We start from the raw sequence: 26,862 nt of genomic DNA on the forward strand, positions 1-26,862 counted from the left end.
TGAGACGGGCTGATACATTTCATGCCACCCTTTATCTTTTCAAACTTATCATTGTGTCGCGACGCACTGCCCCCTATATCCAAAATAGCCCGTATACGGATAATGTGGAGTTTGCGGATTGGACGATCTTCCGGAAGATATGACTGCCGATCAATATGCCGCCCTGCCGTATCGACGCGGCAAAGACGGCGCATTGGAAATTCTGCTGATTACCTCGCGCGGCAGCGGCCAGTGGATCATCCCCAAGGGTAAGCCCATTGCCGGATTGAGCCCCGCGGAAACCGCCGCTCAGGAAGCTTTCGAAGAAGCCGGCATAAGGGGCCGGGCCGATCCGGCGTCCATTGGTCGTTTCTCCTACGTCAAGGACGAAGGCCAGGTCAGCGAACGCGAGGTCGCCGCTGTAGATGTCTTTGCGCTCGAAGTGGAACAGCAACTTACGCTCTGGCCGGAGATGGGCCAGCGACAAATTCTCTGGCTCGACCCTGCCGATGCGGCGGCCGTGATCCAGATCGAGGCTTTACGCCATATAGTGATCGCATTTGCGGCGGGTTTTCGACGCGCCTGACGCAGGACACGGCAAGTCTGGTTGTGGATAGAGGCCTCATCCAAATTTAGCATATATATATTATAAATATTGACGACCGTCCTGTGCTGACCGATAAGAGAGCAAAACCACAAAATCCATGGGGATGGAAAATGGTCATGCTTGGCTCATCGGCAGACACGACGCAGGAGGGCGACAAGACGCCCGCAAAGCTCAATCTGGCCTATATCTGGATGATTTCCGCCGTGGCGGCGCTGGGCGGACTGCTGTTCGGCTATGACTGGGTTGTGGTCGGCGGTGCCAAGCCCTTCTACGAGGCCTACTTCCACTTGACGTCCGAAGCCATGATCGGCTGGGCCAATAGCTGCGCGCTTCTGGGCTGTCTGGTCGGATCGATCGTCGCGGGCCTGTTGTCGGATCGTTTCGGGCGCAAGCCGTTACTGATCCTGTCGGCCTTTCTGTTCGGGTCTTCGTCGATCCTGACCGGCTGGGCGACCTCCTTCGATCTGTTCATCGTCTGGCGCATTCTGGGCGGGGTCGCCATCGGCATGGCCTCGAACGTGTCTCCAACCTACATAGCCGAGGTCGCGCCGCCGGCGTGGCGCGGGCGTCTGGTGACCCTCAACCAGTTGACGCTGGTCGTCGGCATTCTGGGGGCGCAGATCGTCAACCTGCTGATCGCCGGCTCCGGCACGCAGGCCGAGACGATCGAGGCCCTGCGCGCTTCCTGGGTGGGACAACTCGGCTGGCGCTGGATGTTCACGGCCGTCGCCGTGCCCTCGGTCGTCTTCCTGCTTCTGGCCTTCTTCGTGCCGGAAAGCCCGCGCTGGCTGGTCAAGGCGGGCAAGGCCGCGCAGGCGAAGGCTGTCTTCGCCCGCATCGGCGGGGACGCCTATGCCGAGGCGCAGGCTCAGGACGTCGCGCAGAGCCTGCGTCGCGAAGCTTCGGGTCAGGCCGACTGGCGCGAACTGTTCAAGCCCGCCGTCTTCGCGGTGCTGCTGATGGGGATCGGGCTGGCTGTGCTTCAGCAATGGAGCGGCACCAATGTCATCTTCAACTATGCCGAAGAAATCTACCGCGGCGCGGGCTACGACCTCAGCGGCATCATGTTCAACATCGTCATCACCGGGGCGATCAATCTGATCTTCACGCTGGTGGCGACGGCCTTTGTCGATCGGGCCGGGCGTCGCGCCCTGATGCTGTGGGGCGCAGGCGGCATGGCGATCATCCATGCGCTGCTGGGCGGGGCCTTCTTCATGGGCCTGACCGGGCCGCTGGTGCTGGGCCTGACTCTGGCGGTGATCGCACTCTACGCCATGTCGCTGGCGCCGATCACCTGGGTGCTGTTGTCGGAAATCTTCCCGACCCGGGTGCGCGGACTGGCCATGTCGGTGTCGGTCTCGGCCCTGTGGATCGCCTGTTTCGGCGTGACCTTCACCTTCCCGCTGATGAACAAGGCGCTGGGGGCGGCCGGCACCTTCTGGGTCTACGGCCTGTTCTGCATGATCGGTTTCGCCCTCATCGCGCGCTTCGTGCCGGAAACCAAGGGCAAGTCGCTCGAAGAGATTGAAACCCAACTCGGCGCTCAATAGGGGTAGCGGTTGAATAGGGGCAGGAGGCGACATGGCGGCATCGAGCATCGAATCTTTCCCCCAAGTGGGCGCGTCGACCGGCAATATCACCCGGTCGATCGTTCAGTCGCTGGGGGTAGCTATCGTCACCGGGCAGTACGACGGCAAGGTCTTCCCGACCGAGAAGGCGCTATCGGCACAGTTTTCCGCCGCGCGCACCATCGTGCGTGAAGCTGTTAAGATGCTGTCGGCCAAGGGGCTGATCACCTCCCGCCCGCGTCAGGGTATCCGTATCGCAACGGAAGACGACTGGAACCTGTTCGATCCCGACGTGCTGAACTGGTTGCTGGAGCGCCGCCTGTCGCCGGAACTGCTGCTCGATTTCATGGAGATGCGGCTGGCGGTCGAACCGGCGGCGGCAGCACTGGCGGCCAGTCAGGCCAATGCGGCACAGATGGAGACCATCCGTCAGGCGATCGCGCGCATGTACGCCGCCGAACGCGGCGAGGATAACGGTCTGGCGGCGGATATCGCTTTTCACGTCGCGGTGCTCGACGCCAGCGGCAACCGCTTCCTCAGGCAGATGCGGGTGATGATCGCCACCGCCCTGGCCATCAGCATCCGCTACACCAACCGCATCAAGGGCCGTCAGGCCAGCGCGGCGGACCATGCCCGCGTCGCTGACGCCATCGCGGACGGCGACGCCGCGCGTGCCCGCGAAACCATGCAGTGGCTGCTGGAAGGCGCGCTGCAACTGGTCAAGAGCCAGATCACCAAACTTCAATCCTCCGTTTCCGTCTGAGTCCCCATGCTGTCATCACCCATCGCCAGGATCGAAACCTTCCCCGTGCCGCCGCGCTGGCTGTTCGTGCGCGTCGAAACCGAAGACGGCCGCGTCGGCTGGGGCGAGGCCTCGCTGGAAGGCCATACCGAAGCGGTCGAAGGCGCGTTCGCGTCGCTGCGCGACCGGTTCATCGGGAAAGATCCCGAACGCATCGAGGATGTGTGGCAGACCGCCTATCGTCTGGGCTTCTATCGCGGCGGGCCGGTCCTGATGTCGGCCATTTCCGGTCTCGATCAGGCCCTTTGGGACCTGAAAGGCAAGGCGCTGGGCGTGCCGGTACATCAGTTGCTGGGCGGACGCGTGCGTGACTTCGTGCCGGTCTATGCGTGGATCGGCGGCGACCGTCCGTCCGACGTCGTCGACGCCGCGCGCGTGCGCAAGGCACAGGGCTTCAATTGCGTCAAGATGAACGGCACCGAGGAGATGGGCTGGCTCGACAGCCCCCGCGCGCTGGACGCCACGGTCAGCCGCCTCGAAGCCGTCAAGGCCGAGGGGATGGATGCAGGCCTCGACTTCCACGGCCGGGTGCACAAGCCGATGGCCAAGCAACTGGCGCGCGCGCTGGAACCGCTGAGACCTCTGTTCATCGAGGAGCCGCTGCTCAGCGAGCATCCGGAAGCCATCGAGCAGCTGTCGAAGCTGACCACCATCCCCATTGCCCTGGGCGAACGCCTCTACAGTCGCTGGGACATCAAGCCGTTCCTCCAAGCGGCCTCGGTCGATATTCTTCAGCCCGATCTCAGCCATGCCGGCGGTATTTCCGAAGTGCGGCGCATGGCGGCGATGGCCGAAGCCTATGACGTGGCCATCGCCCCCCACTGCCCACTGGGGCCGATCGCGCTGGCCGCCTGTATGCAGGTGGCGCTGTCTACGCCCAACTTCGTCATTCAGGAAATGTCGCTGGGCATTCATTACAATACCGGCGGGCATGACCTGCTGAGCTACATGACCAATCCCGAAATCTTCGACGTGAAGGACGGGATGGTCGCCGCCCTGACCGGGCCGGGGCTTGGGGTCGAAATCGATGAAGAGAAGGTCCGGCGCCTGAGCCAGGATTGCCCGCCGTGGCGCAACCCGGTCTGGCGCGGTCCGGACGGTTTCGTGAGGGAGTGGTGATGCGCTTTTCCGGGAAGACGGTTCTGATCACCGGCGCGGCCAGCGGCATCGGGCTGGCGACGGCGCACTATCTGGCGAGAGAGGGCGCGCAACTGGCGCTGATCGACCGCAATGCCGAAGCGCTTGAGGCTGCAGCGGCCGAACTGAACGCACTGGCCCTGCCCGGCGACGTGTCGGATGAGGTGGCGCTGAAAGCGGCCTACGATACGGCGCTGGTCCGTTTCGGCTACATAGACGGTGTGGTCAATGTTGCGGGCACGATGATCTACAAGCCGCTGGACGAACTGACCGGCGACGACTGGCATCGGCTGATGTCGATCAACTTCTACGCCGCCGCGCACCTGACCCAACGCGCCTTCGCCACCATGAACCGGGGCGGCAGCCTCGTCTTCGTCGGCAGCATCCACACGCACCAGACCTCGCCTCTGGTCGCGCCCTATGCTGCGGCCAAGGCCGCCCTGTCGTCGCTGGCGCGCACGGCGTCGATCGAAGGCAAGACAAAGGGCATTCGAGCCAATGCCGTCCTGCCGGGGGCCATCGACACGCCCATGCTGCGCGAAAGCCCGAATATCAAATCAGGGGCCGAGATTATCGATCCAGCCGACATCGGACAGCCCGAAGACATTGCTGCGGCCGTGGCCTTCCTGCTTAGCGACGAAGCCCGGTTTGTCACCGGGGCCTCGATGGTGGTCGACGGCGGACGGCTGGCGAAGCTGTGACCTTATTCGTGATCACGATTAACGACCCATCCCATTGAAATAATATCGTTTTTTGGAAGTCAAAAAAAAGAGACCAAATATCCACCCCTGATTGCAAATTGCTAACCTATCGGCGTTATACTGCAATCAGGAGGACTCATGCACCGCCCCCCGCCGGAACGTCTGATCTTTATGGCCAACGCCGATCTGCGCGTTATGGTCATACGCCCGGTCGGCTACCTGCAGCCCGGCGAGGTCATGGACAGCCTGTTCGAGCAGATGGCGCAGCTCGATCAGCCCTGGCAATATAACCGCCTGATCGATGTGCGCCGGTACGAAAACGAATTCAGCGCGCAGGACATGGATGTGCTGGCGCGGCGCTGGCGGCAGGTGCGCGGCGTAAACCGCTCCTTCGCCCACGTCGCCATCGTCAAGCCGAACCATTGCCACCGCCGCCATGAGGCCGGGCCCCTGCTCGGCTTTCCCGATGAGACGATCTGCCGCTTCACCAGCTACGCCGACGCCTTCAATTGGCTGACGGCCGCCGACCGCCACGCCTTCCTGTCAGCGATTGCCGGATCAGGCCCGAAACAGACGACTGTTACGCCACGCCGCCGGGCGCAGCCGCTACCGGATATCGCCATAGGCTAGAGCGCAATCCGATAAAGTGGGCACCCCCTTTTCGGAAAAATTGCGCGACCACTCAAAAACTGAGAGCGAGATGATGTTTCCACTTTAAATCATCTCGCTCTAGATCCGCCTCGTTTCCCGATGACAGGATGAACGGCGATGTGTCGCGGCGCTTCCGCACGGCAGTCCTTGAGCGGATCACCAAACCGCTGCGGGTGTACCCAGATGCGCTTGCACCCGCTGATAGACGTCGGTGACGACGAAGGGCTTGGTGATATAGTCGAGCGCCCCGGCGGCCCGACCGCGCGCCTGATCCGCCTCGCCGTCGCTGGCCGTTATCATGATTATGCGCATAGACGGATTGCGGCGCACGTCGAGCCGTTCCAGCAGGGTCAGACCGGTGATAGAGCCCGGCATGATGTCATCCAGAAGGACCAGGTCAGGACGGTGGCGCACGATCGCCTCCTGCGCCTCGTCGGCGTCGACGGCGGTCAGGATGCGCGCCTCGTCCATGAACAGGTCGCTGAGCAATTCGCGGATGGTTACGTCGTCATCGACGATCAGCAGTAAGGGCCGCTTTTCACCCGGCGTCGGCTCCGGCGGTGGCGGCAGAACCGAGGGCCGGCGACCGAAACGCACTTCCGCGGCGGGCGCAGCGGCGGCGATGGTCTGATCGCAGACCCAGATCAGCTTCGAGACCAGCACCGTAACGCGATGACGGCTGGCGTCGTCGGTTTCGTGCATCAGGTCGTGCAGTTCGCGCGAAATTTCGGACACAACGGCGTAGCCGTGGCTGCCCGCGCTGCCCATCAGGCGATTGAGCGCCATATGAATCAGGGCATAGGTGTCCGTGCAACTCCACAGCACGGCCATATCATGGGCGTGGCGCAGTTCGTCGCGCGCGCGCTTCAGATTGCTCAGATAGCGAGCCTTGAGGTTTTCCATCCGCGCCTCTGTCCCTTTAGACCGGTGGCTTAGACCTCTTTTATACACAGCCATCTTGAATGATTCATTAATTCGAGAACAACGTTCTGCGTTAGGACCAAATTAAGCAATACGGTAGAATATCGCCATACGTGTGCAGACTTTCGGATTACGAGTACCTCGGGGCAAGACTGAAACAATCGGCTAGCGCGGCGTTAAAGCTATAAAAATCAACGCCGCCCGAACTTTCACAAAGGTTACGCGGGTGGACTATGTATCAAGAAATATGCGCGAGCACCGCGCCCCAAACCGGGCACGGCACGGCGCCGGACGCGCGTGACGACTCCGGTTCGCGCATTCACGACTACGTCGAGCAACTTTGTCGCAGCAATCAGGCGCTGGACGACTTCGCCTATCTGGTGTCGCACGACCTGAAGGAGCCCCTACGCGGTCTGTCGCAGAACGCCTGCTTCCTGCTTGAAGACTATGCCGACGTACTGGACGAGACCGGCCGCCGCCGGCTGAGCCGCATGGATTATCTGTGCCGGCGCATGGAACGGCTGATCGACGACCTGATGCAGTTCTCGCGTCTGGACCGGCAGGCGCTGGCCGTGCAGCCCGCCGACCTTAACGCCGTCATCGCCGACATCGTCCTGATGCTGGAAACCACCCTGCATGAGCGTCAGGCGGTGGTCGTGACGCCGCGTCCCCTGCCCGTCGTCACCTGCGACGTATCGCGCGTCACCGAAGTCTTCCGCAATCTCATCACCAATGCCGTCAAATATAACCGCAGCCCCGCCGCCCGCGTCGAAATCGGCTGTATCGAAGACGCCGCTCCCCCCATATTCTATGTGCGCGACAACGGCATCGGCATAGACAGACGCTATTTCGACGACATCTTCCGCCTGTTCCGCCGTCTCAACGAAGAGGATGAACGCGTGAAGGGTGCGGGCGTCGGCCTGACCTTCGTCAAGAAGATCATCGAGCGCCATGACGGGCGCATCTGGCTGGAATCGACGCCCGGCAACGGCACGACCTTTTTCTTCACCCTCGGCGCGGAAGGCGAGGCCGGACCATGCCCTACGCGTCCACCCAGACCCTCGCCCGCCCCAAAGAACGCCCGCTGGAGCGCCCCGTTTCCGACTATATCGAGGACCGTTTCGACACCTCTCCGCTGATCCTGCTGGTCGATGACAATCCCGACGACCGCGAACGCTATGCCCGCTATCTGCGCAAGATCGAGGGTACGACCTATCGCTATGCCGAGGCCGAGGGATTCGATTCGATGCGCGCCCAGTTGATGCTGCGCACCGCCGACTGCATCCTGCTCGACTACTCCCTCCCCGGTCAGAACGGGCTCGACATACTGCGTGAAATGGCCGTCAGCCACCCCTTCCTGCCGGTCATCATGCTCACCGGCCAGGGCAATGAGACCATCGCCGTACAATCGATCAAGGAGGGCGCGCAGGACTATCTGGTCAAGTCGCAACTCACCCCCGAACTCCTGCATCAGCACATCGATTGCGCCCTGCGCCACTGCCGGCTCAAGCGCGAGCACGCCCAACTGATGGAGGCCCTGCGCACCAGCGAGGACACCTTCCGCGCCCTGATCGAGCACGCCTCGATCGGCATGGGCATCGTCTCGCCTCAGGGTCGCTGGCAGCGCGTCAACCCGGCCCTGCCGCGCATGCTGGGCTATCCGCAAGGCGTGTTGCTGGCCAACGACTTTCAGTCCCTTCTGCATCCCGACGACCGCGCCACCGCGCTGCAGGAATGGGAGAAGGTCGCCGGCGGCAAGACGGCGAACCACCATTTCGAATGCCGCTTCTACGGCCGGAAGGGCCGCACCGTCTGGGCCCATGTCAGCTTGTCTATGGTCCGCCGCCCCACGGGGCAGTCGAGCTTCATCGTCGCGCAGATGGAGGATGTCACCCAGCGCCGCGAAGTCGAGCGCATCAAGGACGAATTCATTTCGGTGGTCAGCCACGAACTGCGCACGCCCCTGACCTCGATCCGCGGCGCTCTGGGCCTTCTGACCGGCACCATCGCCCGCACCCTGCCCGAAAAGGCGCAGCGCCTGATCCAACTGGCCAGCGATAACAGCGAGCGGCTGATCCTGCTGATCAACGATATTCTGGATATCGACAAGATCGCGTCGGGCCACATGCGCTTCGATATGGCCGAACACCGGGTGGAGTCGCTGATTACCCAGGCCGTCAGCGCCAATCAGCCCTATGCCGACCGCTGCAATATCACGCTGAGCGCCGACCCGGTGCCGCCGGAACTGCGCATCTGTGTCGACACCATGCGCTTCCAGCAGGTACTGGCCAACCTCATTTCCAACGCCGCCAAGTTCTCACCGCCGGGCGAAACCGTCATCGTGCGGGTCGAGGTGAGCGAAACGCGCGTGATCGTTTCGGTGATCGACCACGGCCCCGGCATACCGGAAGAGTTTCAGGACCGCATCTTCGGCAAGTTCTCCCAAGCCGATTCCTCGGCCACGCGGCAAGGATCGGGCACGGGCCTCGGTCTGCATATCAGCCAGCAACTGGTGCACTATATGGGCGGCGAGATCGGCTTCGACACTGCCGCCGGCATCGGCACCACCTTCCACATCTCCTTTCCGAGGCTGCCTGATGACGCCTGATCTGCGCCACATCCTTTGCGTCGACGACGACAGCGATATTCTGGAAATCGTCCAGATGGCGCTGGAGGACATCGGCCGCTTCCGCGTAACGGGTCTGTCCAGCGCCGAAACCGCCATCAGCGAAGCCGCGCGCCTCCGTCCGGATCTGGTGCTGGTCGATGTGATGATGCCGGGTATGGGCGGCCCCGGCCTGCTCAAGGCGTTTCGCGCCCGCCCTGACCTGAAAGCGTTGCCAGTCATCTTCATGACCGCGCGCATACAGGCTTCGGAAGTGCAGGACTATCTGTCGCTCGGCGCCGACGGCGTCATCCCCAAACCCTTCGACCCCATGAAACTGCCAGAGCAGATCCACGCCATTTGGGAAGGCCTCCATGTCTGATACCTCCGCCACCGTACCGAGCCAGGCGCTGCGCCGCCTTCAGGTCAAATATATCGGCAAGCTGGCCCAGACGCGGACGCTGGTCGTGCCCCTCGTGCAGAGGGTCATTGCCCGCACCGCCGACGAGGACGACTTCACCGAACTGCGCGACCACGCGCACAAGCTGGCCGGCACAGGCGCATCGTTCGGCTTCGGCGACCTGACCGATGCCGGGCGCGAACTGGACACCCGGCTGCGGCTGGTGTCTCCGCCGGACGAACAGGCGCGGCTTCTGGCGCGCAGCCTGCTCCAGGCCATCGATTCGGCCCTGCAATCCGAGGGTAGCTGGGTATAGAGGCCTACCCCCTGCCGGGCTTCCACGAGACTTCGCTGGTGTCCGCCGGCGAAAAGTAGGGGCTGGGCAGGACGCGGTCGAGCCGGTCGGCCAGCTTGTCGAGATCGATGGGCTTGGTCACATATCCCACCGCCCCCAGTTCGATGGCCCTCTTCACGTCGTCGAGCATGTTGTTTGCCGACAATACGACCACCGGTATGGCCATCACTTCGGGCATCTTCTGGCGCGCGCGCAGGAAGGTGAACCCGTCGACCTCCGGCATGGACAGGTCGAGCAGGATGCAATCCGGTCTGAGCTTCGAGGCCTTGGCCAGCCCCGTCATTCCGGAATGCACGATCAGCGAATGAAAGCCGAGATGACCGAGATAGAGCGTCACCAGATCGGTGAGGTTTTCATCGTCGTCGATGACCATCACCGTCTTTCCGGCGCGATGGGCGCTGAGGCGCGCAGGCGCCTTGCCTGAAAGCGCCGTATCCTTGCGTGTGTCCCTGTCGGCCCTGAAAAGGGCATCGTTATAATTGGAAGCGGTCACTGTAAGCACCTGACTTTAAATCGTTATGCCAGCTACAAAGCTTCCCCTACGTCACACGGAAACCAGCGTTATCTTAACACGGGCGTCTTTAATGAATGCCTAATGGTTGGGCACGCCACAATTCCGCGTGATTCCCACTTAGCGTCTATAAGCAATTATAGCGGCAGGATCGTCATGCGTTTCCGGACAAATATCTCAACGGCTTCGACATGGCCGCGGTGCGCAACTGGCCGGGACGCAGACCGATTACCGCCGTCAGGCTTTTCACGAACTGACCCGATTGGCTGAGAGCGCCAGGGTTCGCCCCTGACCAGGTCAGGCCCGCGGCAGGGGCTCGGCCAGGGTCGAAGTTTCCAGCACGCGGGCCATGGCGTCGCGCGCCGCCAGCAGCACCAAACGCAACTGGCAATCGTCCGGCGTCGGACAATCTTCGCACCGCGCATAGGCGGTGCGCGAGGCGCACGGCGTCAGGGCCAACGGTCCGTCGATCAGGCGGATCAGGTCGGCCATGCTGATCATGTCCGAGGGCCGGGCCAGCATGTAGCCGCCCGAACGCCCGCGCTTCGAGGTCAGGAAGCCTTCACGGCGCAGTTCGAGCAATATGCCTTCGAGGAAGTGCAACGGCGCCTTGATCCGCTCGGCCAGTTCCCCCGCCTGCACCGTCTGCCCCTGAGGGATACGGGCCATTTCCTGCATGGCGCGGATGGCGTATTTGGCGCGCTGGGATAACATCGAGGCGGTGCAACCTGTACTTTTTTGGTTTCGTAGCCGTCTATTAGCATGAACCGGGTTACGAAAGCCATAAGTCAGAAAGCCTGCTCAACCGGTTTCATTCTCCCTTGGCCCGCGCTTCGGCGGCGAAGTCGTAGACGCGGATGCCGTCCTTTTCAGCCGGCGGCTCACGCCAGACATGGCGCTTCATGGCGCGTTCGGCATCGACCTTACCCGACGCCCAATGCTCGTTCATCGTCACGCGCGAGAACTCGTAATCCTTCGATTGTCCGTGATCACCCGCGCCCGAATTGATCAGGTGCACCAGCGACACGCGGAAGTGCGCCGCCTTTGCGTAGCAATCCGCAATCGACGGCTCGGCCTGCATCTCCGGCGAAAGCCGCTCGTACATATGGCGGATGGCCTGCCGCAGGCGGTAGCGCTCAAGAAAGGCCGAGGTATTGAGGCGCGTCCGGCTGGAATAGGTGATGTCCTTCACCCGGCCATAGACCTCATCGAGCGTCCTGGGCATGTCGCCGCGCGCCGAGAACAGGTCCATCTGGAACACCAGCGTATCTCCGTCCAGTCCCGCCGGGGCTTCGTGCAGCACGTAGGTCAGCGGCGTATTCGACACCACGCCGCCATCCCAGTAAGGCTCGCCGTCAATGGTCACCGCCGGGAAACCGGGTGGCAGCGCCCCCGAAGCCATAATGTGTTCGGGCGTGATGGTGGTGCAGTGGGTGTCGAAATAGACCGAATTGCCGCTCAGCACATTGACCGCCCCGACGCTCAGGCGCACCTCGCCACCGTTCAGCCGCTCGAAATCGACGTGCTTCAGCAATGTTTCCCGCAAAGGGGAAATGTCGTAGAAGCTGGTCTCCGATGGCAGCGACCACGGCGCGAAGAAGGGCGTCAGGGCCGCCGGACGAAAGAAACCCGGCACGCCGTTCAGCGCGCTCATATAGCCGCTCCATTGGCGAAAGGCGCTCTTCAGCCACGGATTATAGCCGCTCAGCGTGTCGGCCGGGCTCTCAGACGTGATCTGCCCCCAGAAGGACCGCAGTTTGTCTATCCGCTGGTCCGGCGCGTTGCCGGCGATGATGGCGGCATTGATCGCGCCGATCGAAACACCCGCCACCCAGTCCGGCCTTATCCCCCCGGCGTGCAGAACTTCGTAAGCGCCGCCCTGATACGAACCCAGCGCCCCGCCGCCCTGCAAAACCAGAACGGTCTGATCGTAAGCGGCCCCAGGGTCGGATAGGGGATTGGCCATTTCGGCGGGGGCAAAGGGTTGACGGCTTTCATCCATGAGGGCGGCTCCGGTGTCGACTGTCTCTAAGCGCAATCCGATAAAGTGGGCAGCACTTTACGGAAAAATTGCGCGGCCACCTTAACTCCCCCCTTATGAACCGGAATCCTGACCGGCGCATCATTTTTACGAGACTTCACACAAAGCTGAAAGAATGTGGCGAAAGCCTGTCAATTAAGCGTTTGGTGAAGCTTTTAGGTTAACAGCGTTTCTCGCTGACACAGCGTTTCTGTCCACCCGCAAAGGAAACTCCGCATGCGTCTCCCCTCCCTTCTCGCCGCCGTCGCGCTCTGCGCTTTGACCGCCACCGCCGCCTCGGCCCAGAACAGCCCCGTCGCCGTCGATGTGCACGGCGGCACCACCGGCATCGGCATCGGTGCCCGCTTCAAGCTCAACGACACCTTCGTCCTGCGCGCCGATTACGACGCGCTGAAGCACGATGACGATTTCAATTCGGACGACGTCAACTATAACGGCGAACTGGACTTCAAGCCCTTCACCTTCGCCGTGGACGTCCACCCCTTCCGCAACTCGTTCTTCGTCTCGGCGGGCTACGCCACCGGCGACCGCAATATCAAGCTCGACGCCCGTCCCGCCGGCAACACCGAAATCGGCGGGGTGACGTTTACGCCGACCGAAATCGGCACGCTTCGCGCCAATGCCGACATGGGCGACGGCGCGCCGTTCGTCGGTCTGGGTTTCGACAACACCTTCACCAAGGGCGGCCGCGTCGGTTTCCGCTTCCTGGCGGGCGCGATTATCGGCGACGATCCGTCGGTGAACATGACCTCGGACGGCACGCTGGCGAACCAGCAGATTTATAAGGATGCACTGGAGCGCGAGCGCCTGGAGCTTCAGGAAGACGTCAAGGACGTCAAGACCTGGCCCGTACTGCAACTGGGCGTCAATATCCGGTTCTGATTTTCCGGAATGAATGAATTGAAATGGCGGTCCCGCACGGGGCCGCCATTTTTTATTTCAGATCATAGACCACGCAGGTCTGGACACGAATGCGATAAAGAGGTGGCGTCTGGATAAAGGCGTTTTCAGCCGCACGGGCTTCGAGTACGGCAGCACGGCTGCCGGTCACCCTGACCTCGGCAGAATCAGCCATTGCGCGCTTTCTTTCCAGAGACGTGTGCGTAACCTGATCGTCATCCCCCTTATTGTCTTTATCGCGCCCCAAAATATCCGCCCGGCACGCCCGGCTCGATGAATCTATCAGGCGGATGCCGCCCAGCCTGCTGCCTGTGGCCTCCGCAGCGCCTTGCGCCCGCACCCCGGCATCGCGCACAGCTTCGATTCGCAGTCGATCACGCAGGGCGTTATCGGGCCGCAGGGAGAAAACGACCCGATCGACTTGCGTCGGCGCAGCCGCCAGCACCAGCGCATAGACGGGCTCAAGGGTCGCCATGTCGCGCGCCTCGATCCGCAGGGTCAAGGTGGCGTCATACCCCCTGATCTTGTCCCCACGCACATTGTCGATCTTCTCACCGTCCTTGTCGCGGTACTGCTCGTAGAAGGCCTGCACGGTGAAGTCCGTGGCGATGCGCACCGCGTCCACCGGCCTTTTACGGAGCGCGGCGATCAGTTCGGCAGTCTGCGACACAGCCTGCTGCTGCGCCTCGCTGGCCGTCTTGCCCGTGCCCTTGAAACGAGCCGCGAAGATGGCGCGGTTGGCCTCGACCTCGGTTTCGGCAAACCCCGTCTGCGGCAGAACCGGACGGTCCATCCACCATGGCGCAACGTCGAACCATCCCGGCGTTTCTCCCGGTTGATGCACAGGCGCGGGCAAAGCCGCTGCGGCCGGTTTGGGTGCTGCCGCGCGACGAGGGGCGGCTTCGGCACCTGCCACCAAAAGCGGCACGGCGCACAGCCCGATCATGAGCGCGCGCATCAGTTCAGGCCATAAACAACGCAGGCCTGCGCCGTCAGTTCGTTCAATGGCGGGGCTTGAATGAAGGCGTTCTGTGCGGCCTTGGCCTCCAGTTGTTCGACCGCCGAACCGCCCGGCGCAGGGGCGGCCATGGCGGGCGGAGGCGGCGATGCATATTCGACGCGATCATAGGCCACGGTCGTCGGCGCATTGTCTTGCCCGCCGCTCGGTTCGCCGCGCGCCAGAATATCCGTCTGACAGGCGCGGCCCGTCGGGTCGATGACCTTGACCGATCCCAGCTTGGCACCGGCGGCTTCGGCGGCCTGACGCGCGCGGCGCGCGGCATCCTTCACAGCCTCTGTGTACAGCCAGGTCTTGGTCGCGTTATCGGGCTCCAGCGAGAAATAGACCGGCTGCGACGCGGTCGGCGACGCCGCCAGCACCAGCGCATAGGCGCGCTCCAGCGTCCTCACGTCGTAGACCTTAACGTCAAGGCCCATATTGACCTGATAGGCTTCGATCTTGTCGCCGCGCTGGTTCTCGATGCGATTGCCCTCCTTGTCGCGGTACTGCTCATAAAGGACGCGCATGGAGAAGGAGGTGTTGACGCGCACGGCGTCCTTACCCAGCTTTTTCAGCGCATCGGTCAGCGCACGCGTCTGGGCCACGGCCTTTTGCTGCGCCTCGTCCGCGGTCTTACCCACGGCAAGGAAGGAGGCGGAGAAGCTGGCGCGGTTGGCCTCGATCTCGGTGCGGACATAGCCCGTCTGGGTGATGACGGCTTCCTTCATCCACCACGGGGCCTTGTCGTAGCCGGAAGCTGCGGGCGTCGAAGTCTGCGCCAGAGCCGGCATGGATAAACCAAGCCCCGCCAAAGCCAATCCAATCACGATCTTACGCATAGATACCTCCCTGAACAGCCATGGTTTGCACACAAGCTGGCCCGATATTGGGGCCGATTTACGACGCCGGTTTGAACGCTTCCGCCTGTTTCTTGCCCTCGGCGATCTGCGCAGGCGTCAGGTGGCTTTCGATGAAGGGCACGGCCGAGCGTGCTTCGGATACGGCCGCGCTGCCCTTGGGGCCTTTCTGTGCCAGAAGCGCCCATTTATAGGCCAGCACTTGATCCTTCGCGACGTTCATGCCGTTGAAATGCAACATGCTGAGCCGGATCTGCGCATCGGCATGGCCTCGGTCCGCCGCGCGGTTGAAATAGGCGATGGCCGCGGGCCGCTCACCGGTATTGTAGAGCAGGTACGCCATGTCGGTGAGGCACTGATTGTCTCCGCGATCGGCACATTTGTTCAGCCATGGCTTTGCGCCTTCGCGATCCCCCATGGCATTGAGCCTCTGCCCCCACGCTTTTTGCGCCGGCGCGTCTCCGGCTTCGGCCGCTTCACGCAGCAGACCCTCGCCCGTGGTAACGTCCTTTTTGACGCTGCCACGGCCGGTGAGATGGAATTCGGCCAGCTTGCGCTTGATGGCCGGGGTCGGGGCCTTCAACCCGCTATAAAGCGTAAAGGCCTTGTCGCGGCGGGCTTCGGTCTTGTCGTCATTGTAGAGGTCGGCCAGTGCGATCTGCGCCTCGACATGTCCCTGCGCAGCGGCCTTCTCGTACCAGCCGACCGCGCGCGCTTCATCGTTCACCCCACCCCGACGTTTGTCGTAAGGCAGGCCGCTGAGATACTGTGCCTCGGCATCACCTGTATTGGCCTTGACGAAGGTGATCCACTCGTTTTCGCCGGTCGGCCCGCTTTTGCCCATCAGAAATACGGCGGCCGCAACCGCGACGATCAGGCCCAGCGGCACCAGCAGATACCAGATACGGAATCTACCCGAAGATTTGCGTGACATGAATTTCCCCTCCCCTGTCAGGCTTAGTCATAGCCCACACAAGAGAGATTGCAACCCTAGTCCCTGCGCCGCAAATCCAGCGTCATCGGATAGTCCGGATTGACGAACAAGGTCGGTACGCGCACCCGGCCCGGCGTATGGGTCGGGGCCTCAAAGCGCGACAGGCGACGGCCCTCGGCTTCGTTTTCATTGAGCGGCAACTGCTCGTAATTGCGCCCGCCGGGGTGCATGACGTGGTAGCGGCACCCGCCCACCGACCGCTCCAGCCGCGTATCTATGACGTCGAACTGCAAGGGCGTATTGACCGGCAGGTTGGGATGCAGCGACGACCACGGGGCCCAGGCCTTGTAACGCACGCCGGCGACCTGAATATGGGCTTCCCGCGTCGGGTGCAGCGGCAGGCGGCGGCCGTTGCAGGTGACGACGTGCTGATCGCCGACCGCGCCGGACAACACCACCTCGATGCGCTCGACCGAGGAATCGACGCCGCGTGAGGTGCCGCCCGCCGACGGTTCCTCGCCCATCACCGGCCAGGGCTCCAGCCCGGCGCGCAGTTCCAGCGTCAGGCTGCCGATCTGCACGCTGCCCAGAGACGGGAAGCGGAAATCGAAAAAGGGAATGAACCAGTCGCGGCTGAAGTCGTAGCCATTGGCTTTCAGGAAATCGAGCACCTCGTACAGGTCTTCGCGCACATGCTGCCCCAGCATGAAGCGATCATGCAACTGCGTTCCCCATCGCACCAGCCGGCCGCCATAGGGCTTTTTCCAGAAGACCGCGATCAGGGCGCGGATCAGCAGGGCCTGAATGAGGTTCATCTGCGGGTGCGGCGACATTTCGAAGCCGCGCATTTCCAATAGCCCCAGCCGCCCGCGATCCGAGTCCGGCGAATAGAGCTTGTCGATGCAGAATTCGGCGCGGTGCGTGTTGCCGGTCAGATCGACGAGCAGGTTGCGCAGCAGGCGGTCGACCAGCCACGGGGCCTGCTCCGCCTCGCCCTTCGGCAGGTTGGACAGGGCGATTTCCAGTTCGTAGAGGGATTCATGGCGCGCTTCGTCGATGCGCGGGGCCTGCGAGGTCGCGCCGATATACATGCCCGAAAACAGATAGGACAGGCTGGGGTGGTTCTGCCAGAAGCTGATCAGTGAGCCCAGCACATCCGGACGGCGCAAGAACGGCGAGTCCTCCGGTCTCTGCGCCCCCATGACGATATGGTTGCCGCCGCCCGTGGCGACGCGCTTACCGTCGATGAGGAACTTGTCTGCCACCAGACGCGACAGGCGCGCCTCATCGTAGACTGTGGTGATGATGTTTTTCAGTTCGTCCCAGTTGCGCGCCGGCTGGATATTGACCTCGATGACGCCGGGGTCGGGCGTGACGCTGAGGGATTCGACGCGGTGGTCGCGCGGCGGGGCGTAGCCTTCGATCACCACCGGCACCTTGAGCTGCGTCGCCACGGCCTCGATGGCCGCGGTCAGCTCGAAATAGTGCTCGGCATAGACCATCGGCGGCAGGAAGAGGAACAGCTTGCCGTGGCGCACCTCGGCACACAGGGCCGAACGCACCAGACCGTTGGGACCTTCCCAGCGCCTCGGATCGGCCTTGCCCGCGCCGATAGCTTTGGCGAAACGCGACACGAGGATGTCTGCTTCCGGCAGGGGCTCGGTCGGCGCGAAGGGCGAACGCGGCGGAAACTGATGCGCCTCGACGGCCTTGACATCGACAAAGGGCAAGGCCCCCAGCGGCAGACGCAACCCTACCGGCGAGTTGCCGGGTATCAACATCATCTTCTCGGTACGGAATTTCCACGGATTCGACATCCAGCCATCGAACTGCGCCGAATACTGCAACGGCAGGACGAAGCCCGTCGGCTGCCCCAGATCCTTGTCCAGCAAGGCCTGAAGCCGCTTGCGCTCGGTCGCCTCATAGACATCGGCCTTGAGCATCTCCCCTTCGAGCGGCAGGCGCTGCTCCTTCCACAGATGGTAGGGGATGTCTTCATAGGCATCGATGACGAGGTCTGCGTGCAGGCCCAACGCCGTGGCCAGCGTGCGCAGGAAGGTGCGCGCCGTCTGCTGCGGTTCGTGCGCGGGGGCCTCAGGGTCTATGAGCAGGTCGGCATCGAGCCACAGGGGTTTCTTGTCCAGCCGCCAGAAGGCGTTCATCGCCCAGCGCGGCAGGATTTCGCCCGGATACCATTTGCCCTGCGCGTGCTGGGCCACCGCACCCACCGCAAACTTCCCCGACAGGCGTTTGAACAGGTCGAAACCGAGCTTTTTCTTGGCGTCGGACAGGGCGGTAAAGTGCCACTCGTTCCCCGTGCGGTCATCAAGACTGACAAAGGTCGGCTCGCCGCCCATGGTCAGGCGCACCTCCTGCTTGTCCAGCGCCTTGTCCACCTTGTGCCCCAGGGCGTCGATGCGCTGCCATTCGGCGTCGGTATAAGGCTGGGTGACGCGGCGCGATTCGTAGATGCGCGTCACCGACATCTCATAGCCGAACTCGGACTGCGCCGGTTCGTGCGCGCCGGTGATGGGAGCCGCCGAGGTCGGGTTAGGAGCGCAGCACAGCGGGATATGGCCTTCGCCGGTGAACATGCCGGACGTCGGGTCGAGCCCGATCCAGCCCGCCCCCGGCAGATAGACCTCGTACCAGGCGTGCAGGTCGGTGACGTCTTCGCTGACACCCGAAGGGCCATCGAGCGATTCGACATCCTGCTTGAGCTGGATCGAATAGCCGGAGACGAAGCGCGTGGCGAAGCCCTTGTGACGCAGGGCCTGACAGGCCAGCCACGCCATGTCGCGGCACGAGCCCTGCAGCAGGTTCAGCGTCTCGGCCGAGGTCTGCACGCCGGGCTCCATGCGCAGCGTGTAGTTCAGGTGCGTATTGACCTTCTGATTGAAGGCGACAAGGAAATCGACCGTACCCCACTTTTCGCCCGTCGCCGGATCGAGGTCGGGCATGGACCGCACGAAGTCCATCAGTATATCGTCGCGTTCCTTGATCTCCCGATAGGGCGCCAGTTCCTCCGCCAAGGCAGGGGCGTAGGTAAAGGGATAGTGGGTCGCCGTATCTTCAAGGAAGAAGTCGAACGGATTGAAGACCTTAATTTCAAGGACCAGATCGACCTCGACGCGGAACTGCGCCACCTTTTCCGGAAAGACGATACGCGCCAGCCAGTTGCCGAAAGGGTCCTGCTGCCAGTTGATGAAGTGGTTTTCCGGCTCGACCTTGAGCCGGTAAGACTGCACATGGGCGCGGGTATGCGGGGCGGGACGAAGCCGGATGACCTGCGGCCCCATGCCGATCGGCCGCTCGTAACGGTAGTCGGTGACGTGATGCAGCGCCGTCAGTATGGTCATAGGTTCTCACTCTATTTTATACCTCCCCAGTTTACTGGGGAGGTATGAATTAGGCCGACCCCGCAGGGCACAGTCTCAGTCTGTCAGCTTACGTATGCTTTTCCCACAAAATCACGTCACAGAACTGTAACGAAGACAAAAAAAATGTGTAACTCTGATACAGCACGGCATATGGACAAGACCCGGCCAACGCCGTTTAGTTTCCAGTGAGCAAGAAGGACCACCCGTTGTTCAGCGATATTTCGAGCGACATCTTTGCGTTTAGTTTCGATGGCTTAAGCTCGCCGCTCATCGACCTGAAATTCCGCACGGGTCCGCAGAAGGGCGACCATACGCTCGGCTGGGGTCTGGCATGGTATCCCGCGGATAATAAGGCGGCAATGGTGGCCAAAGACCCGGCGGCCAGGGATACGGTCTCGCTCAAGGGCGCGATGAGCGACTGGGAAGGTTTCCGCTCGACCGTCTTCTTCTGCAAGGTGCGCGGCGCGGCCACGGGCTACACCCACCTCGAAACCCAACCCTTCACCCGGTCCTTCGCCGGTCAGGACTGGGTGTTCATGCACAATGGCAATCTGGACAAGGAAGCCATCAAGAAACTGCACCACAACAAGTCGATCTTTCTGGAGCCGTTAGGGCGCACCGATTCCGAACTGGCGCTGGTTTTTTTGCTGGGCAAGATCGAGGACTACGGCGCACGGACCCTGGCCGTCATCGACCACAATGTGCTCTTGAGTTGGTTCCTGCAACTTGACGACCTCGGTTCGGCCGACATGGCCATTTCCGACGGCGTGACGGTTGCGGTCTTCTACGGCACGCAGTCGCAGGCCAGTCTCTATTACGGGCGGCTCAAGCCGCCGCACGCCGCCGAGGGTTTTCAGTCGGACGCCGCCTCCTTCGCGCTGAACAATCCGCGCGACACCTTCCGCACGGCGGTCGTCTTCGCCTCCTCGCCGTTCGCCTCGGGCGACTGGACGCCGATGCAGGGCGGTCAACTGATCATCGCCCGGCGCGGCGCGGTCATCTGGACCAACAAGAAAGAGCCGCTGCCTAGGTTGCCGCAGCCGCCCGCCCAGCCGGAACGCCCGGCGGCGCAGTCTTCGCCCATCCTTCAGGGCGGTCCGCTGGAGAAGATCACCGAGCGCAACGCCCTGTTCGCCAGCGTGCAGGCCCAGTCCCAGCAAGCCTCGATCGTCGCCAAGCTGGCCAGCATGAGCCACGTGCAGTCGAACGTCATCAACGCCAAGTCGATGACGCACGCACCGGACGGCTCGCCCCTCACCTACCGCCTGTACGACCTCGTCCATTCGACCGAATACACTTACGAGAAGGCCGTCGAACATTCGACCCACCTCTTCCGCCTGCTGCCGGTCGAGGACCAGCTTCAGGAGGTCATCCATTCGACCCTGACCATATCGGCCGAGGGCGAGGACGTGCGTTTCGAGGATGTCTTCGGCAACCAGAACATCCACTATTCGATCATCAAGCCGTACAAGCAGTTAACCGTTTCGTGCCGCTCTCTGGTCAAGATCTTCGGTCAGGCCCCGGACGATTACGGCCCGGCCCAGCGTCAGGCGCGCTTCCCCATTTCGTGGATGCCGTGGCAGCTTCAGGTCATGGAGCCCTACCTGCTGCTGCTGGAAATGCCGGAAACCCAGATCGCCGAACTTCTGGTCTATGCCCGCGCCTTCTCGGAGCGCAATGCCGGTCACGTGATGGACACGCTGAACGACATCAACCAGACCATCTATCGCGACTATGGCTACGTGCCGGGTTCGACCTCCTTCTCGACCACGCCGTTCGACGTCTACGCCACCCGCAAGGGCGTCTGTCAGGACTTCGCCAACCTGTTCATCACGCTGGCGCGCCTGCTGGGCATCCCGGCGCGCTACCGTATGGGTTATATCTTCACCGGGGCGAACTACGAGAACAAGATCCAGTCCGACGCCTCACACGCCTGGGCCGAGGTCTATATCCCCTATATCGGCTGGCGCGGCTTCGATCCCACCAATGGCTGCCTGGTGACGCAGGACCATGTGCGGGTCGCCTGCGGACGCAACTATCTCGACGCCACGCCGACGTCGGGCACCATCTATCGCGGCGGCGGCAAGGAGGACCTGCGCGTGCAGGTCACCATGAACGAGGTGTTTTTATGAGTCTCGCACAAAAGTTTCGGCGCGCTGCGCCGAATACGTTTTGTGCGGATCAGCATCGTGAAAAATGCCTCGGGGCGGCCCTTCGGCATTTTTCGATTTTTTACCAAACGATGCCCTGACGGGCATCGGAAAAAGGTTTGAAAGTACGCGTATTTTTTGAAGTTGTTCGCTTGGGGAGGCACCCGCGTGAGTCTGGAATCATACAAGACCGACGGTTTTTTCGATGAACTGTTCGCCCGCGACGGCGTACCGCACGCGGCGGCTGCCGGCCTTGTAGAACAGATCGACGCCCTCAGCCGCGGCGACCTGAAACGCCGTCAGAAGCAGGCCGAGGACATCCTCTATCAGTCGGGCAATACCTTCAATGTCTATGGCGACAAGAAGGGCACCGAGAAGATTCTGCCCTTCGACATCATTCCGCGCCTTGTCTCCGCCGAAGACTGGGCCAAGCTGGAGCGCGGCATCAATCAGCGCATCCGCGCGCTCAACCTGTTTATTCAGGACATCTACAACGACCAGAAAATCCTTAAGGACAAGGTCATCCCTTCGGAGCTGATCTTTTCCTCGGCCTGCTATCTCAAGCCTTGCGAAGGGTTGCAGCCGCCCAAGGGCGTGTGGACGCACATTTCCGGCACCGATTTCGTGCGCGACGGCGATGGCGAATTCTACGTACTGGAGGACAATCTGCGTTGCCCGTCGGGCATTTCCTACGTGCTGGAAAACCGCGCCGTGCAGAAGCGCATCCTGCCCAAGGCCTTTCAGACATTGAAAGTGCGCCCAGTCTCCAACTATGGCGATCACCTGTACAAGACGCTGAAATTCATCGCACCGGACGGCAAGGACGCTCCGAACATCGTCGTCCTGACGCCCGGCATCTACAATTCCGCCTATTTCGAACACGCCTATCTGGCGCAGCAGATGGGCGTGCCCCTGTGCCAGAATTCCGACCTCGTGGTCGAAGACGACACGGTCTATATGCGCACGACCCAAGGGTTGAGGCAGGTCGATGTCATCTATCGCCGCATCGACGACGAGTTCATCGACCCGGAGGTCTTCCGTAAGGATTCGCTGCTGGGCGTGCCGGGCATCATGAACGCCTATCGCAAAGGCAAGGTGGCGCTGGCCAACGCGCCGGGCACCGGTATTGCCGACGACAAAGCCATCTACGCCTATGTGCCGAAGATCGTGAAATACTATCTGGGCGAAGACGCCATCGCCCAGAACGTCCCGACCTATATCTGCGAGGACGACAAGGAGCGCGAATATGTGCTGGCCAATCTCGACAAGCTGGTGGTCAAGGCGGTGAACCTGTCGGGCGGCTACGGCATGTTGATCGGACCCAAATCGACCAAGGCCGAGCAGAAGGAATTCGCCGCCCTGATCAAGGCCAAGCCGCGCGACTATATCGCTCAACCGACCCTGTCGTTGTCGCGTGCGCCCACCCTCATCGGCAACGGCATCGAAGGTCGCCACGTCGATTTCCGCCCCTATTCACTCTATGGTGAAGACGTTTTCACCCTGCCCGGCGGCCTGACGCGCGTGGCGCTCAAGAAGGGTTCGCTGGTGGTCAATTCCTCGCAGGGCGGCGGGTCCAAGGACACCTGGGTGCTGGGCGAAGGCGAAACCTATGGAGTCGCGGAATGAGATTATACATTGCGCCCCCTCTCCCCGCATGCGGGGGGAAGGTTGGGATGAGGGGCAAACCCGAAACGCCTGATCTGATCTCCAACACGCCTGCCCCTCATCCGGCCTACCGGCCACCTTCTCCCCGCATACGGGGAGAAGGACAATATGGAACTGCCCAATGATGCTGTCTCGCGTTGCCAACTCGATTTACTGGATGTCGCGCTATCTGGAGCGCGCTGAAAACGTCGCGCGCTTCATCGATGTCAATACGCACCTGATGCTCGATCTGGGGCTTAGTTTTGAAGACACGCAATGGTATCCGCTGATCGCCACCTCCGGCGACGACGACGGCTTCAAGAAGCGCTACACCACGCCTGACGAAAAGTCCGTCGTGCGCTTTCTGACCTTCGACGACAAGAACCCCAATTCGATCCTGTCATCCATCTACCGGGCGCGCGAGAATGCCCGCACGGTGCGCGAGGTCATCCCGGTCGAGGTGTGGGAAAAGATCAACGAGCTTTACCACCTGACGCAGTCGCACAGCCGCAAGCGCTCAGTCGAAGCGCTTCAGGACTACTATACCGAGGTACGTCAGTCCGGCACCCACTTCGCCGGCATGATGATCAACGCCATGTCGCGCGGCGACGGCTGGCACTTCGCCCGCATGGGGCAGTTGCTGGAGCGCGCCGACAAGACCGCGCGCCTGCTCGATGTGAAATACTTCCTGCTGCTGCCGCGCGGCGAACAGGTCGACAGCCCCTACGACAATGTGCAGTGGGGCGCGGTACTCAAATCGGTCAACGCGCTTGAAATGTACCGGCAGGAATATCACTCGATCAACTACCGCGACGTGACGCAGTTCCTGCTGTTCTCGAAACTGTTCCCGCGTTCGGTACGTTTCTCGCTCGACTACGCCACCGTGTGCATGGAGGCCATCTGCGAGACGCAACCGCGCTGCACGGCGCTGGAAGAGATGAAAAGCCTGCACACCCGCCTGATGGAGGCCGACGCCACGACCATCATCGCTTCGGGCCTGCATGAGTTCATCGACGATCTGCAACAGGGCCTGAACCGGCTGGACCAGACGGTCTACGAAACGTTTTTCAAGGACTGAGACGACCGGCCGGGATTGATCGCCACACAGTTGACCTAATGTCGCGCCACAAAGACCTCATTTGAATACTGTTGTTCCTGAAAGCGGGAACGATGTTCCTGGAGCGCATTCCGAAACGTGTGCAGCGGCTTTCGGAATCAGTGCGCGGTAAAGTTAAATGAAGGCAAACGGGGCAAAGGATGTTCAGGGCGGCGGTCATTGCAGCGTGTCTGACAGGCGTCATCAGCGCGCCCGCCGTGGCTGAGACCGCGCCCCCCGCACCCGTGCAGATCGAATATTTCCAGCTCCGACTCACCGTGCCGCAAGGTGGGCGCGTGCGTCAGACCCTCACCCGCACCACCCATAGCGACGATAATGGCAAGGTGGTCTCATCGACCGTGACGGCGGAATTCCTCAGCCAGTTGGTTCCGCACGAGGACGGCTATCGCGTGGTCAAGACGCGGGTGAAGGGCGATTTCAGGATCGACAGCGGCAGCGATGGGCAAGACCGCGCCGACCTTGAAAAGCTGATGCAGGCCGCGGGTGCCCTCACCGAGGTCAGTTACATCGCCGACATCAATCTGACGCCGCTGCGCATCGAACAATGGCCCGTCATGCGCAACCGCCTGAAAGCCGCCATGCGGCGCTCGGGGGCCATCAAGGCGCGCGAAGCCGACGCCTTCGACGCCATGTATGGCCCGATGTCGCCGGAAGCCGCCGCCGACCTGTTCCTGCCGGAAGACGCGCTGCTGGCCATTCCGCACAATCTGGGGCTCAGTCTCAACAATCCCTACCGATTGGACTCGGTCATCGCCGGCCCGTTCGGCGGTACGATCAGCGCCAGCGAGACCCTGACCCTCACCCGTTGGGACCAGACGGCGGGCGAGGCGGAAGTCCTCTATGAAGCGGGCCCGACGCGCGAAGCGCTGGACGCCTATGCGCTGGCCATCCGTCCTACCCTGGAAAGGGCCGCCCTCGACACGGCAAAGGCCGAAAAGTCCGCGCCGGCGCCGGTCGGCGCGCTGGCCTTGCAGATCGGCACCACCTGCCGCTACCGCGTCAGCTTGAAAACCGGACTGGTCGTGCGCGCCGAATGCCAGTCGCTGCGCGACGTGCGCAACGGCGATGACCGCCGTCTGCACCGCGAAACCTGGGTGCTGGGCGAAACCCCGGCCTGACGCTTTTCTGCGCGAATTGGTATCTACGCGAATTGGCCCAACAAATTAAGGAAAATTGGTACGACCTGACCCTTGTAAGGGGCGGGGAATAGGCATACATCCTTAGAATGAAATTCCGAGGGGCAGCCGCTTTTCAATCTCCTTGATTTTCCTTTGAAATTCGTCGCAAGACGGCATCCGGGCGACCCCGCGCCTCACGGACACGACCATATGACCTTCGAAGCGTCCCCGCCCGATCCCCGCACCGCCGCGCGCAGCGCCGCCTTCGAGGACGGTTTGTCGGGCACGAACCTCGAACGCGCCGGCGACCACAATCAGCGCGTCACGCTTCAGGCCATCCGCGCGCGCGGTCCCATCACCCGCGCCGATCTGGCCGACATCACCAACCTGACGGCGCCGGCCATCGCCAACATCACGCGCCGCCTGCTCAACGAAGGCATGATCCTCAAGGCCGGACGCCTGACCGGCGGTCGGGGTCAACCCGCCACGCGGCTGGTGGTCAATCCGGACGGCGCCTTTTCCATCGGCCTGAACATCGATCGCGACCATATCACCGTGGTGGCGCTCGACTTCGTGGGGCAGGTGCGTTTCCGCGCCAGCCGCGAAGTGCATTTCGCCATGCCGGAAGAGGTGCACGCCTTCGTCCGCGACACGCTGGAGACCCTGCGCCGTGACCGGCTGATCGATTTCGACCGTCTGATCGGCATGGGTATCGGCATGCCCGACGATCTGGGCCGGGTGCGCCTGCCCAACCGCCCGGAAGCCTATGAGGTGTGGTCGGAAATCGACTTGCAGGCGTGGTTCTCCGACCTGATCGACGCGCCGGTCGTGCTGGAAAACGACGCGGCGGCGGCGGCCATCGGCGAGATGCAGTTCGGCCATGGCCTGCAATCGCGCTCCTTCATCTACACCCTGATCTCGGCGGGGCTGGGCGGCGGGCTGGTCATCAACGGCCACTATTTCCGCGGGGCCGACGGGCGTTCGGGCGAGATCGGCTTTCTGCCTATCGACAACGGCGCAATCGACCATGGCTCGGAAGCGACATTGCAGGACGCCGTGTCCCTCTATGCCCTCTACGCGCGGCTGATCCGCCACGGCATCAACGCTACCGTTCCCGCCGATCTGGAAGACCTGTCGCCGCAGGCCCAGTCCGTGGTCGACACCTGGCTCGATGAAGCGGCGCGCCTTCTCTACATGCCGTTCCTGACGCTGAACTGCGCCCTCAACCCCGAAGCCCACTATATTGGCGGCCGTATGCCGGCTGCGATTATCGACGGCCTGTGCGACCGCCTGAACGCCCTGTATGCGGGTCTGTCCGATCGCCGCCTGCCCCCTATCGCGCCCATCCAGCGAGCCGCACTGGCCATGGACGCCTGCGCGTGCGGTGCGGGCATCCTGCCCTTCAACGAACGCTTCCTGCCGATCCGGGAAGCGCTCATGAAGTCGGCCTAGCCCTTTCCGAAAAGGGGGACGCACTTTTCAGA

General features: G+C 62.4%; 24 protein-coding genes. 16 read left to right on the plus strand and 8 right to left on the minus strand.

The features are described from left to right. Positions 1-118: 118 nt before the first annotated feature. From LH365_RS11540 to LH365_RS11565, 6 genes are all read left to right on the plus strand, one after another. Complete coding sequence (locus tag LH365_RS11540; protein WP_226743779.1) at positions 119-565, plus strand: NUDIX hydrolase; 447 nt, start codon at positions 119-121, stop codon at positions 563-565. A gap of 137 nt (positions 566-702) precedes the next feature. Next, the gene (locus LH365_RS11545; protein WP_255606614.1) at positions 703-2,136 is read left to right on the plus strand and encodes a sugar porter family MFS transporter; all 1,434 of its coding nucleotides are present in this window, start codon (positions 703-705) and stop codon (positions 2,134-2,136) included. A gap of 31 nt (positions 2,137-2,167) precedes the next feature. Next, entirely contained in the window at positions 2,168-2,917 is a 750-nt protein-coding gene (locus LH365_RS11550; protein ID WP_226743781.1) for a FadR/GntR family transcriptional regulator, read from the plus strand. A gap of 6 nt (positions 2,918-2,923) precedes the next feature. Then, a complete protein-coding gene (dgoD, locus tag LH365_RS11555; RefSeq protein WP_226743782.1) occupies positions 2,924-4,075 on the plus strand; it encodes a galactonate dehydratase in 1,152 nt (383 codons plus the stop codon). Continuing rightward, positions 4,075-4,794: an SDR family NAD(P)-dependent oxidoreductase gene (locus tag LH365_RS11560; RefSeq protein WP_226743783.1), complete on the plus strand. Its 720-nt coding sequence runs from the start codon at positions 4,075-4,077 to the stop codon at positions 4,792-4,794. The genes dgoD and LH365_RS11560 overlap by 1 nt, the downstream gene beginning before the upstream one ends. Positions 4,795-4,932: 138 nt before the next feature. After that, positions 4,933-5,424 carry a hypothetical protein gene (locus LH365_RS11565; protein ID WP_226743784.1) on the plus strand — a complete coding sequence of 164 codons (492 nt, stop codon included), beginning with the start codon at positions 4,933-4,935 and terminating at the stop codon, positions 5,422-5,424. Between the two features lie 177 nt (positions 5,425-5,601). On the opposite strand, the gene LH365_RS11570 is transcribed toward LH365_RS11565, so the two are convergent. Beyond that, positions 5,602-6,348 carry a PleD family two-component system response regulator gene (locus LH365_RS11570; protein WP_226743785.1) on the minus strand — a complete coding sequence of 249 codons (747 nt, stop codon included), beginning with the start codon at positions 6,346-6,348 and terminating at the stop codon, positions 5,602-5,604. Positions 6,349-6,599: 251 nt separating this feature from the next. On the opposite strand from LH365_RS11570, the gene LH365_RS11575 reads away from it, so the two are divergent. Genes LH365_RS11575 through LH365_RS11590 form a run of 4 tightly spaced genes read left to right on the plus strand, consistent with a single transcriptional unit; the run spans position 6,600 to position 9,687 of the window. Then, positions 6,600-7,505 carry an ATP-binding protein gene (locus LH365_RS11575; protein WP_226743786.1) on the plus strand — a complete coding sequence of 302 codons (906 nt, stop codon included), beginning with the start codon at positions 6,600-6,602 and terminating at the stop codon, positions 7,503-7,505. Beyond that, a complete protein-coding gene (locus LH365_RS11580; protein WP_226743787.1) occupies positions 7,403-8,974 on the plus strand; it encodes an ATP-binding protein in 1,572 nt (523 codons plus the stop codon). The genes LH365_RS11575 and LH365_RS11580 overlap by 103 nt, the downstream gene beginning before the upstream one ends. Then, on the plus strand, positions 8,964-9,353 hold the full coding sequence (locus tag LH365_RS11585) for a response regulator (RefSeq protein ID WP_226743788.1): 390 nt from the start codon (positions 8,964-8,966) through the stop codon (positions 9,351-9,353). The genes LH365_RS11580 and LH365_RS11585 overlap by 11 nt, the downstream gene beginning before the upstream one ends. After that, positions 9,346-9,687 (plus strand): Hpt domain-containing protein, encoded by a 342-nt coding sequence (locus LH365_RS11590; protein ID WP_226743789.1) that lies wholly within the window; start codon positions 9,346-9,348, stop codon positions 9,685-9,687. Before LH365_RS11585 ends, LH365_RS11590 begins: the two co-directional genes overlap by 8 nt. 4 nt (positions 9,688-9,691) lie before the next feature. On the opposite strand, the gene LH365_RS11595 is transcribed toward LH365_RS11590, so the two are convergent. The 3 genes from LH365_RS11595 to LH365_RS11605 all read right to left on the minus strand — a co-directional run bounded on the left by LH365_RS11595 (position 9,692) and on the right by LH365_RS11605 (position 12,239). Continuing rightward, positions 9,692-10,219 (minus strand): response regulator, encoded by a 528-nt coding sequence (locus tag LH365_RS11595; protein WP_226743790.1) that lies wholly within the window; start codon positions 10,217-10,219, stop codon positions 9,692-9,694. 315 nt (positions 10,220-10,534) lie between these two features. Then, positions 10,535-10,951: an Rrf2 family transcriptional regulator gene (locus LH365_RS11600; protein WP_107871244.1), complete on the minus strand. Its 417-nt coding sequence runs from the start codon at positions 10,949-10,951 to the stop codon at positions 10,535-10,537. A 97-nt stretch (positions 10,952-11,048) separates the two neighbouring features. After that, a complete protein-coding gene (locus tag LH365_RS11605) occupies positions 11,049-12,239 on the minus strand; it encodes a patatin-like phospholipase family protein (RefSeq protein ID WP_226743791.1) in 1,191 nt (396 codons plus the stop codon). 255 nt (positions 12,240-12,494) lie between these two features. Between LH365_RS11605 and LH365_RS11610 the strand changes: the two genes are divergently transcribed. After that, complete coding sequence (locus LH365_RS11610) at positions 12,495-13,160, plus strand: hypothetical protein (RefSeq protein WP_226743792.1); 666 nt, start codon at positions 12,495-12,497, stop codon at positions 13,158-13,160. A gap of 52 nt (positions 13,161-13,212) precedes the next feature. Here the strand turns inward: LH365_RS11610 and LH365_RS11615 are convergent, their stop codons facing one another. Genes LH365_RS11615 through LH365_RS11630 form a run of 4 tightly spaced genes read right to left on the minus strand, consistent with a single transcriptional unit; the run spans position 13,213 to position 19,328 of the window. Then, positions 13,213-14,136 (minus strand): SIMPL domain-containing protein, encoded by a 924-nt coding sequence (locus LH365_RS11615; RefSeq protein ID WP_226743793.1) that lies wholly within the window; start codon positions 14,134-14,136, stop codon positions 13,213-13,215. Beyond that, entirely contained in the window at positions 14,136-15,017 is an 882-nt protein-coding gene (locus tag LH365_RS11620) for an SIMPL domain-containing protein (protein WP_226743794.1), read from the minus strand. The genes LH365_RS11615 and LH365_RS11620 overlap by 1 nt, the downstream gene beginning before the upstream one ends. Positions 15,018-15,075: 58 nt before the next feature. Further along, on the minus strand, positions 15,076-15,969 hold the full coding sequence (locus LH365_RS11625; protein WP_226743795.1) for a tetratricopeptide repeat protein: 894 nt from the start codon (positions 15,967-15,969) through the stop codon (positions 15,076-15,078). A 56-nt stretch (positions 15,970-16,025) separates the two neighbouring features. Further along, positions 16,026-19,328 carry a DUF2126 domain-containing protein gene (locus tag LH365_RS11630; RefSeq protein ID WP_226743796.1) on the minus strand — a complete coding sequence of 1,101 codons (3,303 nt, stop codon included), beginning with the start codon at positions 19,326-19,328 and terminating at the stop codon, positions 16,026-16,028. 227 nt (positions 19,329-19,555) lie between these two features. On the opposite strand from LH365_RS11630, the gene LH365_RS11635 reads away from it, so the two are divergent. The 5 genes from LH365_RS11635 to LH365_RS11655 all read left to right on the plus strand — a co-directional run bounded on the left by LH365_RS11635 (position 19,556) and on the right by LH365_RS11655 (position 26,830). Then, positions 19,556-21,481: a class II glutamine amidotransferase gene (locus LH365_RS11635; RefSeq protein ID WP_226743797.1), complete on the plus strand. Its 1,926-nt coding sequence runs from the start codon at positions 19,556-19,558 to the stop codon at positions 21,479-21,481. A 186-nt stretch (positions 21,482-21,667) separates the two neighbouring features. Next, complete coding sequence (locus LH365_RS11640) at positions 21,668-23,125, plus strand: circularly permuted type 2 ATP-grasp protein (protein ID WP_226743798.1); 1,458 nt, start codon at positions 21,668-21,670, stop codon at positions 23,123-23,125. Positions 23,126-23,285: 160 nt separating this feature from the next. Next, the gene (locus tag LH365_RS11645) at positions 23,286-24,221 is read left to right on the plus strand and encodes an alpha-E domain-containing protein (RefSeq protein ID WP_226743799.1); all 936 of its coding nucleotides are present in this window, start codon (positions 23,286-23,288) and stop codon (positions 24,219-24,221) included. A 179-nt stretch (positions 24,222-24,400) separates the two neighbouring features. Next, positions 24,401-25,378 (plus strand): hypothetical protein, encoded by a 978-nt coding sequence (locus LH365_RS11650; protein WP_226743800.1) that lies wholly within the window; start codon positions 24,401-24,403, stop codon positions 25,376-25,378. A 210-nt stretch (positions 25,379-25,588) separates the two neighbouring features. Further along, positions 25,589-26,830, plus strand: coding sequence for an ROK family transcriptional regulator (locus tag LH365_RS11655; RefSeq protein ID WP_226743801.1), 1,242 nt, complete (start codon positions 25,589-25,591; stop codon positions 26,828-26,830). Positions 26,831-26,862 lie beyond the last annotated feature (32 nt).

The sequence above is a fragment of the Asticcacaulis sp. AND118 genome, from assembly GCF_020535245.1.
In the GTDB taxonomy this organism is placed as follows: Bacteria; Pseudomonadota; Alphaproteobacteria; order Caulobacterales; family Caulobacteraceae; genus Asticcacaulis.

Bases quoted from the DNA above. Each gene is read 5' to 3' on its own strand.
- LH365_RS11545 (WP_255606614.1), top strand. From the start codon at position 703: ATGCTTGGCTCATCGGCAGACACGACGCAGGAGGGCGACAAGACGCCC.
- LH365_RS11550 (WP_226743781.1), top strand. From the start codon at position 2,168: ATGGCGGCATCGAGCATCGAATCTTTCCCCCAAGTGGGCGCGTCGACC.
- dgoD (WP_226743782.1), top strand. From the start codon at position 2,924: ATGCTGTCATCACCCATCGCCAGGATCGAAACCTTCCCCGTGCCGCCG.
- LH365_RS11560 (WP_226743783.1), top strand. From the start codon at position 4,075: ATGCGCTTTTCCGGGAAGACGGTTCTGATCACCGGCGCGGCCAGCGGC.
- LH365_RS11565 (WP_226743784.1), top strand. From the start codon at position 4,933: ATGCACCGCCCCCCGCCGGAACGTCTGATCTTTATGGCCAACGCCGAT.
- LH365_RS11570 (WP_226743785.1), bottom strand. From the start codon at position 6,348: ATGGAAAACCTCAAGGCTCGCTATCTGAGCAATCTGAAGCGCGCGCGC.
- LH365_RS11575 (WP_226743786.1), top strand. From the start codon at position 6,600: ATGTATCAAGAAATATGCGCGAGCACCGCGCCCCAAACCGGGCACGGC.
- LH365_RS11580 (WP_226743787.1), top strand. From the start codon at position 7,403: ATGCCCTACGCGTCCACCCAGACCCTCGCCCGCCCCAAAGAACGCCCG.
- LH365_RS11585 (WP_226743788.1), top strand. From the start codon at position 8,964: ATGACGCCTGATCTGCGCCACATCCTTTGCGTCGACGACGACAGCGAT.
- LH365_RS11590 (WP_226743789.1), top strand. From the start codon at position 9,346: ATGTCTGATACCTCCGCCACCGTACCGAGCCAGGCGCTGCGCCGCCTT.
- LH365_RS11600 (WP_107871244.1), bottom strand. From the start codon at position 10,951: ATGTTATCCCAGCGCGCCAAATACGCCATCCGCGCCATGCAGGAAATG.
- LH365_RS11605 (WP_226743791.1), bottom strand. From the start codon at position 12,239: ATGGATGAAAGCCGTCAACCCTTTGCCCCCGCCGAAATGGCCAATCCC.
- LH365_RS11610 (WP_226743792.1), top strand. From the start codon at position 12,495: ATGCGTCTCCCCTCCCTTCTCGCCGCCGTCGCGCTCTGCGCTTTGACC.
- LH365_RS11615 (WP_226743793.1), bottom strand. From the start codon at position 14,136: ATGCGCGCGCTCATGATCGGGCTGTGCGCCGTGCCGCTTTTGGTGGCA.
- LH365_RS11620 (WP_226743794.1), bottom strand. From the start codon at position 15,017: ATGCGTAAGATCGTGATTGGATTGGCTTTGGCGGGGCTTGGTTTATCC.
- LH365_RS11625 (WP_226743795.1), bottom strand. From the start codon at position 15,969: ATGTCACGCAAATCTTCGGGTAGATTCCGTATCTGGTATCTGCTGGTG.
- LH365_RS11630 (WP_226743796.1), bottom strand. From the start codon at position 19,328: ATGACCATACTGACGGCGCTGCATCACGTCACCGACTACCGTTACGAG.
- LH365_RS11645 (WP_226743799.1), top strand. From the start codon at position 23,286: ATGATGCTGTCTCGCGTTGCCAACTCGATTTACTGGATGTCGCGCTAT.
- LH365_RS11650 (WP_226743800.1), top strand. From the start codon at position 24,401: ATGTTCAGGGCGGCGGTCATTGCAGCGTGTCTGACAGGCGTCATCAGC.
- LH365_RS11655 (WP_226743801.1), top strand. From the start codon at position 25,589: ATGACCTTCGAAGCGTCCCCGCCCGATCCCCGCACCGCCGCGCGCAGC.